Source organism: Alloalcanivorax venustensis ISO4 (assembly GCF_015356855.1).
Lineage (GTDB): Bacteria > Pseudomonadota > Gammaproteobacteria > Pseudomonadales > Alcanivoracaceae > Alloalcanivorax > Alloalcanivorax venustensis.
This window is the reverse complement of the sequence record NZ_ARXR01000074.1, coordinates 1-1,132: the sequence shown is the minus strand read 5'-3', so window position 1 is coordinate 1,132 and position 1,132 is coordinate 1. Positions and strand designations below refer to the sequence as shown.

At 53.4% G+C, this 1,132-nt stretch carries 1 rRNA gene; it reads right to left on the bottom strand.

Annotation, left to right across the window (positions count from 1 at the left end):
* Positions 1-1,132 (bottom strand): 23S ribosomal RNA (locus tag ISO4_RS16815); the annotation flags it as partial.

Genomic DNA, 1,132 nt, shown 5'->3' with positions numbered 1-1,132 from the left:
CGCAGGAAACCTTGGTCTTTCGGCGTGCGGGTTTTTCACCCGCATTATCGTTACTCACGTCAGCATTCGCACTTGTGATATCTCCAGCATGCTTCTCAACACACCTTCACAGACTTACACAACGCTCCCCTACCCAGTATGCCTAAGCACACTGCCGCAGCTTCGGTATCCAGTTTGAGCCCCGTTACATCTTCCGCGCAGGCCGACTCGACTAGTGAGCTATTACGCTTTCTTTAAAGGATGGCTGCTTCTAAGCCAACCTCCTAGCTGTCTAAGCCTTCCCACATCGTTTCCCACTTAACTGGAATTTGGGGACCTTAGCTGGCGGTCTGGGTTGTTTCCCTCTCCACGACGGACGTTAGCACCCGCCGTGTGTCTCCCGCACTGCACTCACCGGTATTCGGAGTTTGCATCGGTTTGGTAACCCGGGATGGGCCCCTAGCCGAAACAGTGCTCTACCCCCGGTGGTGAGATACGAGGCGCTACCTAAATAGCTTTCGGGGAGAACCAGCTATCTCCGGACTTGATTAGCCTTTCACTCCGACCCACAGCTCATCCCAGCATTTTTCAACATACTTGGGTTCGAGCCTCCAGTGCGTGTTACCGCACCTTCACTCTGGCCATGGGTAGATCGTCCGGTTTCGGGTCTATTCCCAGCAACTAAACGCCCTATTCAGACTCGGTTTCCCTACGGCTCCCCTAGATGGTTAACCTCGCTACTGAGAATAAGTCGCTGACCCATTATACAAAAGGTACGCCGTCACCCAACAAAGCGGGCTCCGACTGCTTGTACGTGCACGGTTTCAGGATCTATTTCACTCCCCTCTCCGGGGTTCTTTTCGCCTTTCCCTCACGGTACTGGTTCACTATCGGTCAGCCAGGAGTATTTAGCCTTGGAGGATGGTCCCCCCATGTTCAGTCAAGGTTACACGTGCCCCGACCTACTCGTTTTCACTGAATCAGATTTTCGGATACGGGACTATCACCCACTATGGTCGGCCTTCCCAGACCGTTCTCCTAATCAGTCATCAGCTTAAGGGCTAATCCCCGTTCGCTCGCCGCTACTCAGGGAATCTCAATTGATTTCTGTTCCTACGGGTACTTAGATGTTTCAGTTCCCCGCGTTCGCCTC